Below are 8,984 nucleotides of genomic sequence, written 5' to 3'. Positions count from 1 at the left end.
CGGAGCCGTACTACTTGCCTCCGTAGCTGGTACTGCGTCTCTTGATTGAACCTTCGTGCATCTAACTTCTCCATACTTATATTCTGTCATACTTCCTAAGCTCACTGTTTTGTCGCCGGGTTAATAATTTCCTCTTTCTCCATCAGCAAAGGAGCGTTGCAGCGTTATGCTATAGTATCTTTATGACGCTCGAAGAGCCTGTACTTTCCGGCGACAGATCCAGGAAAACGCTCCTGGAAAAGCTCTCGCTCGTGCCCAAGAGACCGGGAGTGTATATCTTCAAGAACCAGAAGGAAAAGGTGCTGTATGTAGGGAAGGCCAAGGTGCTGAGGAACCGTCTGAGGAGCTACTTCCAGGAGGGTGCCAACCTCGAGCCGCGGAAAGTGGCGATGGTCAGGATGATACGGGACTTCTCCTACATCGTCACCGACAACGAGCTCGAAGCCCTGATCCTCGAGGCGAGCCTGATCAAGCAGCATAAGCCGAACTTCAATATCATCCTCAGGGACGACAAGAATTACCCCTATATCAAGCTCACCGTTAAAGAGGAGTGGCCGCGGATCGAGGTGGTGCGGGGCATCAAGCGGGACGGCAGCGTCTACTTCGGCCCCTATATCCCGGCGCAGGCGATGTGGGAGGCGATCGCCTTCATCCGGAGGAACTTCCCGATCCGGCCCTGCAACTATACCCTCGACAGGCCTCTCCGGCCCTGCATCCAGCACCAGATGAAGAAGTGCCCCGCCCCCTGCGCAGGGCTGGTCAGCAAGGACGAGTATATGGATATCGTAAAAGAGGTGAAGCTCTTTCTCTCGGGAGAGAAGAAGGAGCTCGTGAAGAACCTCGAGCGGAAGATGCAGCTCCTCTCGGACCAGATGCGCTATGAAGAAGCGGCGCAGGTGCGCGACAGCATCCTCATGCTCCAGCGGGCATTCGAGTCGCAGAAGGTCTTCGCGCCCGAGCTGGGCGACCTCGATGTCATCGGCTCGTACCGCGACGGAGAGGATATGACCTTTCATGTTCTCTTTGTCCGGAACGGCGTGCTGATCGGCGCCAAGGACTTCTTCGTCGAGAAGGTGATGAGCTCGCGGGAAGCGGAGCTCCTGCACAGCTTCATAGAGCTCTTCTATGCAAAGGATATTATGCCCCCCGAGACCATCCTGGTCAGCGCCGTGCCCGAGAACAGCGGGGCGCTGAAGGCGTGGCTCGGCGAAAAGCGGGACGGCGCCGTCGCCTTTGCGGTCCCCCAGCGCGGCAAGAAGCGCGATCTGCTCAGGATGGCACGCGAGAACGCCGAGCTCCACTTCAAGTCCCGGAGAACGCCCTCGGGAGACGATCTTCTCAAGACGCTCAGGGAGCGGCTGCATCTGAGCAGCCTCCCCACCTCGATCGGCGCCTTCGATGTCTCGACGATTCAGGGGAGCGAATCGGTCGGCGCGTTCGTCTACTGGGAGAACGGCCATTTCAAAAAGCCGTGGTACCGGCATCTCAAGATAAGAGAGGTGGAAGGCGTCGACGATTATGCGATGATGCGGGAGATCGTCCGCCGCATTCTCGCGAAGCTGGACGACCATCTGCCGAACCTCATCGTCATCGACGGCGGCAAGGGGCAGCTCGAAGCAGCGCGCCAGGCAGTGGAGGAGAGCGGCGTGACCGCGGACCTCATCGGCATTGCGAAGAGCCCCGACAGGGCGGTGCTGCTGAACGGCGAGTTTGTTGACCTGGAAGATAAAAATAGGGCATCATTACTGCTGAAAAAGATACGCGACGAGGTCCACCGGTTCGCCATAACCTTCCACAGGAAGCTGAGGGACAAGCGGCTCCTTGATTCTCCGCTTACCCATATCGCCGGAATCGGCAAGCAGCGCAGGCTCGAGCTGCTCCGCCACTTCGGCAGCCTCGAGGCGATACGGAACGCGTCGGTCGACGATATCCTGCAGATAAAGGGCTTCAGCAGGAGCGTTGCGGAAAAGCTCCTCGAGGAACTGAACAAAGAGCAAAGTTGAACAATGCAGCTTGGAGTCGGGCGCGGTAGAGTACATTCGTCCGACTCCCTCTGCTCATCTGTTAGATACTCTTAATCTTTCTCTTTAGGACGTGCTCATGACTATTTATGTCTCCGGCTCTCTGGCGTACGACAGGATCATGGACTTCCCGGGGAAGTTCTCGGACCATATACTCCCGGACAAGATACATATTCTCAACGTATGCTTCACGGTCAACGGCATGGTCGAGAAGTTCGGGGGCACCGCGGGCAACATCGCCTATTCGCTCAGCCTGCTCGGCGAGCGGCCCATCATCCTCGCCACCATCGGGAGAGACTACCGCAGCTACTTCGACTGGCTGCACAAGAACAACCTCCCGATCGAGGGGATCAAGGTGATCGACCAGGAGTTCACGGCAGGCGCGTATATCACGACCGACCGCGCGGACAACCAGATAACCGGGTTCAACCCGGGAGCGATGAAGTTTCCTTCCGGATACGTCCTCAATCATTCCGGCGGAGCTCGCGGGAGCGGTAGCATTGCGCTTATCGGCCCCGGCAATCTCACGGATATGATGGAGTACGCACGGGAATACAAGCGCAGGGGCATACCCTGCGTCTGCGACCCCGGCCAGTCGCTGACCGCGTGGGAGAGCGGCGCACTCACGGAGTGGATCGCGGGATCGTTCATGCTCGTCTCGAACGACTACGAGCTCGAGCTGATCACGAAGATGACGGGAAGAGACAAGAAGGGGCTGCTCGAGCTGACCCCGACGATCGTCACCACCCTCGGAGAAAAGGGATCGCTCATCAGCACCGCAGACGGGGACGTGGCCGTACCGACGGTCAAGCCCCGGGCCATTGTCGATCCGACCGGCGCCGGCGACGCCTACCGGGCAGGCCTCCTCAAGGGGCTCGTCGAAAGCAGGCCCCTGCCCGTTGCCGCGCAGATGGGAGCGGTCGCCGCAACCTACGCCATCGAGCAGTACGGAACCCAGGAGCACCGCTACACCGTCGAGGAGTTCAGCGAGCGGTACCAAAGCACCTTCGGAGCGCTGTAAAAGAAAAATCCGGAAGCTGGAAGACAGAAGTCAGAATAATAAGGATAGAGGACTTCCTTATTATTCTGGATTCTGAATTCCGACTCCTGTATTCTTTAATAAGAGCGTCTAGCGGAATGAGGAGGGGGAGTCGGGCGAGGCATAGTACATTCGCTCAACTGCCACCCCAAAGATCTTCGATCTTCGGGGACCCCGATTCTCGGTCGATGGGACCTCCGAGGCGGGACAGTCAGCTCCGCCATCCTAGCTTCGCTTGGGCTGCCCATGCCGCTCATGTACTATGCCTCGCCCGACTCCAAGCTCATTTATTTTGTTAGAAACGTAAGGGAGGCTGCGATGATAAATGAGAATGCCTTGCGCTCCTACCTCAGCCGGCAGTTTCCCCATGCACGCCGTTGCAGTATCAGGAAGCTCGGCTCGGGCGTCCAGGGCTCGGGTTTTCTTATCGAGGCCGAGATGCCGGAAGGCGTCGCCTCTTATGTAGTGAAGACCCTCAATGCCGAAGGGCTCGGCCACGACTATCCTGCGGACCGGGCATCGGTCTTCCTCCTCGATCTCGATGAATACGGGAATCTCCCCCGCCATGTGAAGGCGATCGACGTGCTCGCCGAGCTGGAGGACGGCTCGGTAAAGTCGGTCGGCGGCGGGAGAGAGTACTACCTCCTGATGGAGCGTGCGGAAGGGAGGGACTATTTCGCCGACCTGCATGCCCTCTCGGGAAAAGAGCGGCTCGATGCCTCGGACAGGGAGAAGGTCGGGGCGATGGCGAGGTATCTCGCAGAGATCCACGCGGTGAGGAAGAGCTCGCGGTCGCTCTACTGGAGAAAACTGCGGGATACCATCGGGCACGGCGAATGCTTGATGGGGGTCTTCGATCTCTATCCCGACGGGACCCTGAGCTACGAAGAGATGGCGGCTATCGAGAAGCGCTGCATCGATTGGCGGGTCCGGCTCAAACCGAAGGTCTACCGCCTTGCCCAGATCCACGGCGATTTCCACCCGGGCAATATATGGTTCAAGGAGGATTCGTCCGGGAGTGGCGGCAGCGCCGGGGATTTCATCCTCCTCGACCGGAGCCGCGGCCCCTGGGGAGATCCTGCCGACGATGTCACTGCCCTGACCATCAATTATATCTTTTTTTCGATAAAGTACCACGACGAAGTGCGCGGCCCTTACTATGAGGCGCTGCAGCTCTTCTTCGACGAGTATGCCGGTCTTTCAGGAGACGAGGAGCTCTATGCGGTCCTGGCGCCGTTCTATGCGTTCAGGGGCGCTGTTGTGGCGAATCCGGTCTTCTATCCCGAGCTGAAGCCAGGGCAGCGCGCCATGATCTTCAGGTTTGTCGAGCGGGTGCTGGCCGAGGAGTCCTTCGATTACACGAAGGTGAACGAATATATAAAGGAATGAAGCCGGGCACAGCGCCCGTGCATGTTTTATGAGGCTTCGGTTATCGCCTGATTAATCCTTAGCCCTCTTTCTTTCAACCCCGGAAAGGGACAAGACGCAGTGCTTCCACTTCATTCTCGCAAGGCATCCGAGCCTTGCTCTGAGGCTAGGTCAGCCCGCTTCATCATCCATGATTACGCTTGGGCTGCCCAAGCCGTTCCAGCACCGCATCTTGTCCCTTTCCTGCGCCACTTATAACTATCCGGACTACGCGCCTTCGGGAAGGATGACGATGAAGTCGCTGCCTTCTCCCTCGCGGCTCTTCACCGAGATGGAACCGCGGTGCGCGGAGACGATCCATTGCGTTATGGCGAGGCCGAGCCCTGTCCCTCCCTGTTTTCTCGACCGGTCCCGATCGACCCGGTAAAAGCGTTCGAAGATGTGCGGGATCGCTGCTTCGGGAATACCGGCGCCGGTGTCGCTGACCGTGACCTTGACCCCGCTGTTCTCCCGCTCCGTGGAGATCGTTATGGCGCCGCCCGGGGGAGTATACTTCAGGGCGTTCTCGATGAGGTTCGCGAATGCCTGCTCGAGCATATCGCTGTCGGCGTTTATCTCGAGATGCTCGCCGTAGTTCTCGATGATCGAGAGGTTGCCTGCCGCCGCCCGCTCCCGGTAGCGGTCTACGATAGAGGAGAGGAGCTGGCTTACATCGAGCCACTGTCTCCTGAACTCGAGGATGTTGTTGTCCGCACGCGAGAGGAAGAGAAGGCTGTCGATGATCCTCGAGAGCCGCACGGTATCGGCAAGGGTGCTGCGCAGGAGGTCCTCGTATTCCTCCGGAGGCCTCTTTTTCCTGAGCGCGACTTCGATGGTCCCCCGCAGGGACGTAAGCGGCGAGCGCAGCTCATGGGAGACATTGGAGGTGAACCGGCGCTGCGCATCCAGATTATGCTGGAGCGTCTCGAGCATCGTATTGAACAGGCGCACCAGGTCGTCGATCTCTCTCCCTTTCACTCCTATGTTGATCCGTTCTCCCTCGGCGCCCTTTATGATCCGTTCGGCCAGCGAGGTGATGGTGACCACCGGCGAGAGCGCCCGTCCGGCGAGAAACCAGCTCATGGCAGCGGTGACGACCATGACAGCCGGAAAGAAGACCATGTAGAGCTGCAGGAGATGGTTCGCTTCATTTTCCTCGTGGGTGAGCGACAGGCCGACGCGGAGGATGTACTTCTTGTCGACCGGGTGGTAGAGTATCCTGAAGCGCTCCCCGCGGTGCAAGACGGTATCGTAGTGGTGGGAGCCGTCGAAGGCGAGGCGCATCAGCCGTTCGTTCAGGGGCCAGTGGTAATTCCGCTCCTTGAGATTGCTGATGATGATGTTCCCGTCGCTGTTGATGATCTGGTAGTACTCGTCGCCGTCGAATTTGATGAGCTCCCGGTTGGGGCCCGCAACATGCCGTGTTGCGTAGGGGAGCAGCTCGGTCTGGACCTCTTTCATCAGCTCCTGGTCAACGCCGTCCAGCACGTCGCTCCTGTTCTTTACATAGATGATCCCGGCGAAGAGGGAGAACATGAAGAGTACCGCTGCGGTATAGATGAGGGTGAGACGCAGCCTGAAGCTCCTGATGATCACGCGGCTTCCTCTTTCAGGATATACCCCGCTCCCCTCACCGTATGGATCAATTTTTTCTGCGACTCCTTATCGACCTTCTCGCGCAGGAACTTGATATGCACATCGACGATATTCGTGCTGGTGTCGAAGTTATAGCCCCAGACATTCTCGATGATCTGCGACCGCGAGAGGACGCGTCCCTTGTTCCTGAGCAGGTACTCGAGGATCGAGAACTCTTTCGGGCTCAGGACCACCTCCCGGTCTCCCCTGAAGACCCTTCTCGACAGGAGGTCCATTCTCAGGTCTTCGAGGTAGAGCGCATCGGTGCGGTCGGAGACTCTCCTCAAGAGGGCCTTTATCCGCGCCAGCAGCTCGGAAAAGGCGAAGGGCTTGGTGAGATAGTCGTCGGCGCCGCTCTCGAGACCCTCGACCTTTTTGTTCACTGCATCGAGGGCGGTGAGCATTAGTATCGGGCAGGTCAGGCCTTTGCTCCTGAGCGCCTTGCAGAGCTCGATGCCGTCGATGCGGGGAAGCATGAGATCGAGAATGATGAGATCATAATGGTAGGCGAGCGCCATCTCCAGTCCCTGGGCGCCGTCCTCGGCGACCTCCACGGCATAGAACTCTTCCTCCAGCCCCTTTTTTATGAAGGCAGCCACCTTCTGTTCGTCTTCAACGAGCAGCAACCGCATAAATGAAACGACCTCCTCCCCAGGAGTTGAAACAGGATGCAATCCGTCTTTCCCTGCATTCTATCGTAAATGCAGAGTTTTTACAATGAGCATAGGAAGAGGTGGAAGAACCGAGAGCTACAGGGAGACGATGCGGTCCTGGGGGAAGCGGAGGTAGTTTTCCCAGACGAGGAGGAGCTCCCTGGTCGCCCGGAGGTCGCCGGCGCAGTACCGGGCGATATCGGCGTGGCGGCCTGCGCGGAAGAGCTCCTTCACCTCATACCCGGTAATGCCCTCGGCCTTGGGGCTCTTGATGGCGAAGGTCCTGCACCACATATCGAGGCTGAACCGCCGCTTCGAGGCGCCGTAGAAGGTCAGCTGATCGAGGAGATCGATATGCGCCCCGTTGTAGCGGTTCGGCATCAGGTCCCGGGTGGGGCGCACCTTATGCACGGCGGAGCGGACGAGGATGAACGGGCAGTCGAACACCCTGCCGTTGAAGGTGACGAACTGGTCATACGCTTTTACCGCGGCCCAGAACTTCTCGAGGAGCTCCCGCTCGGTCCCGCACTCGTACCTGATCCCCTCTTCCTCGAAGGGCAGGAGCATCTCATCCGGTGCCTGGAAATAGACAGCGCCCCGGTCGGTATCGGGATTGAACATGCCGATGGTGATGATCTGGCCGGTGAGGGGATAAAAGGAGAGGCTCTCCTTTACCCGCTCCCGCTCCTCGTCGGTCTCCGCCCACTTGAGGAGATAGTCCTGGGTAGAGGGATCGAGGGCGTCGAACTCGACGCCCACCGTCTCGATATCGAATATGACGCGACCCATACCGTTAACGCGTTATAGCGTTTATCGCGTTTGTAGCGTTATAGTGCTCATTGTGCCGTGGTCTTCTTTCTTTACGCTATAAACGCTATAACGCTATAAACGCATTACGCTGCTTTCTTGAGGATCTTTTCGAAGACCTTCCAGGTCTTGATCGTATCGACCGCGCGCTGGAGCTGGATGTCGTCCTTCTCGTCCACTTCTACCGGCGCCGTCTCTTTCTCTTCGGGGCCGTCTTCCTGGCTCTCGTTCTTGAGATGCCGCTCCAGGTCCCGCTCTCTCACTATCGGATGGCTCTCCTGGCCGTTCTTCGCCTCGAGCTTGACCACGAGGTCGGGCGCGATGCCGACGCTCTGGATGCTCGTCCCCTTGGGGGTGTAGTACTTTGCGGTGGTAAGGCGGAGGCCTGCGCCGTCGCTGAGGGGGATGAGGCTCTGGACCGAGCCCTTGCCGAAGGTCTGCGTACCGACGAGGATAGCCCTGTTCCAGTCCTTCAATGCGCCGGCGACGATCTCGGAGGCGCTGGCGCTCCCTTGGTTGATCAGGACCACCATCGGCATCTCGGTATACGAGGTCGTATCCTCTTCGGTAAAATACTCCGTCTTTTCGCCGTTCCTTCCTTTTATATACACCACCAGTTTCTTGGGGGGAAGGAACTGCTCCGTCACCTCGACGGCGCTGTTGAGCAGCCCCCCCGGATCGTTCCGGAGGTCGAGAATCAACGAGGCCATTCCCTCTTTCTTCAGTCTCTTCAGGGCTGCGGCGAGGTCTTCGGCGGTCGTCTCCTGGAACTGGGTGAGCTTCACATAGCCGATGGCGCTGTCGAGCATCCTGGCCTTGACGCTCCTGATCTTTATGGTGTCCCGCACGAGGGTAAAGTCCTTCGGTTCCTTCCAGCCCTCCCGTATGATAGAAAGTACGATTGACGAGCCTTTCGGTCCTCGCATCTTCGCCACGGCATCGGTGATCGCCAGGGTCTTCGTAGACTCTCCCGCTATCTTGACGATCTTGTCGCCCGCCTTGATCCCCGCCCGGTAGGCAGGCGTATCCTCGATGGGAGCGATGACCGTAAGGACCGCGTCCTTTACCCCGATCTGGATGCCGAGGCCGCCGAACTCTCCCTTGGTCTCGACCTGGAGCTCCCTGAACGCCTCGGGCGACATGTAGCTCGAATGGGGATCGAGCGCGGCGATCATCCCTTTGATGGCGCCCGAAACGAGATCCTTTGTCTTCACCTCGTCGACGTAGTTCTTACGCACCGTCGTCAGGACCTCGACGAAGGTCTTCAACTCCTCATAGCTGTTCTCGGCGCTGACAGTCTCTACGGTCCACTTTCCGAGCAGCGCGGCTCCGAACACCAGCGGCAGCACCACGATAATGATGAGCCATTTCTTCCTCAACGACATTCTTTCCTCCATCATCATTATTGCACGCAGCTCCCGG

General features: G+C 58.5%; 7 protein-coding genes. 3 read left to right on the top strand and 4 right to left on the bottom strand.

Annotated features, from left to right (window positions below):
- The first annotated feature begins 182 nt into the window (after nucleotides 1-182).
- The 3 genes from uvrC (at nucleotide 183) to AB1805_13420 (ending at nucleotide 4,449) form a co-directional block, all read left to right on the top strand.
- The gene (uvrC, locus tag AB1805_13430) at nucleotides 183-2,003 is read left to right on the top strand and encodes an excinuclease ABC subunit UvrC (GenBank protein MEW5746427.1); all 1,821 of its coding nucleotides are present in this window, start codon (nucleotides 183-185) and stop codon (nucleotides 2,001-2,003) included.
- 97 nt (nucleotides 2,004-2,100) lie between these two features.
- Nucleotides 2,101-3,042 (top strand): carbohydrate kinase family protein, encoded by a 942-nt coding sequence (locus AB1805_13425; GenBank protein MEW5746426.1) that lies wholly within the window; start codon nucleotides 2,101-2,103, stop codon nucleotides 3,040-3,042.
- Between the two features lie 336 nt (nucleotides 3,043-3,378).
- Nucleotides 3,379-4,449 carry a phosphotransferase gene (locus AB1805_13420; GenBank protein ID MEW5746425.1) on the top strand — a complete coding sequence of 357 codons (1,071 nt, stop codon included), beginning with the start codon at nucleotides 3,379-3,381 and terminating at the stop codon, nucleotides 4,447-4,449.
- A 246-nt stretch (nucleotides 4,450-4,695) separates the two neighbouring features.
- Here AB1805_13420 and AB1805_13415 read toward each other — a convergent pair whose 3' ends face one another.
- From AB1805_13415 to AB1805_13400, 4 genes are all read right to left on the bottom strand, one after another.
- A complete protein-coding gene (locus AB1805_13415; GenBank protein MEW5746424.1) occupies nucleotides 4,696-6,063 on the bottom strand; it encodes an ATP-binding protein in 1,368 nt (455 codons plus the stop codon).
- Nucleotides 6,060-6,734, bottom strand: coding sequence for a response regulator transcription factor (locus AB1805_13410; GenBank protein ID MEW5746423.1), 675 nt, complete (start codon nucleotides 6,732-6,734; stop codon nucleotides 6,060-6,062). The genes AB1805_13415 and AB1805_13410 overlap by 4 nt, the downstream gene beginning before the upstream one ends.
- Before the next feature lie 117 nt (nucleotides 6,735-6,851).
- A complete protein-coding gene (locus tag AB1805_13405; protein ID MEW5746422.1) occupies nucleotides 6,852-7,544 on the bottom strand; it encodes a ribonuclease H-like domain-containing protein in 693 nt (230 codons plus the stop codon).
- A 104-nt stretch (nucleotides 7,545-7,648) separates the two neighbouring features.
- Nucleotides 7,649-8,947 carry a S41 family peptidase gene (locus tag AB1805_13400; GenBank protein ID MEW5746421.1) on the bottom strand — a complete coding sequence of 433 codons (1,299 nt, stop codon included), beginning with the start codon at nucleotides 8,945-8,947 and terminating at the stop codon, nucleotides 7,649-7,651.
- Nucleotides 8,948-8,984 lie beyond the last annotated feature (37 nt).

The sequence above is a fragment of the Nitrospirota bacterium genome (assembly GCA_040752355.1).
GTDB lineage: Bacteria > Nitrospirota > Thermodesulfovibrionia > Thermodesulfovibrionales > Dissulfurispiraceae > JBFMCP01.
The sequence above is the reverse complement of the archived record's forward strand: the minus strand, read 5'-3'. Positions and strand labels throughout refer to the sequence as shown.

Coding starts and splice junctions, on each gene's coding strand:
- AB1805_13410 (MEW5746423.1), bottom strand. CDS start 6,734: ATGCGGTTGCTGCTCGTTGAAGACGAACAGAAGGTGGCTGCCTTCATA.
- AB1805_13420 (MEW5746425.1), top strand. CDS start 3,379: ATGATAAATGAGAATGCCTTGCGCTCCTACCTCAGCCGGCAGTTTCCC.
- AB1805_13400 (MEW5746421.1), bottom strand. CDS start 8,947: ATGTCGTTGAGGAAGAAATGGCTCATCATTATCGTGGTGCTGCCGCTG.
- AB1805_13405 (MEW5746422.1), bottom strand. CDS start 7,544: ATGGGTCGCGTCATATTCGATATCGAGACGGTGGGCGTCGAGTTCGAC.
- AB1805_13425 (MEW5746426.1), top strand. CDS start 2,101: ATGACTATTTATGTCTCCGGCTCTCTGGCGTACGACAGGATCATGGAC.
- uvrC (MEW5746427.1), top strand. CDS start 183: ATGACGCTCGAAGAGCCTGTACTTTCCGGCGACAGATCCAGGAAAACG.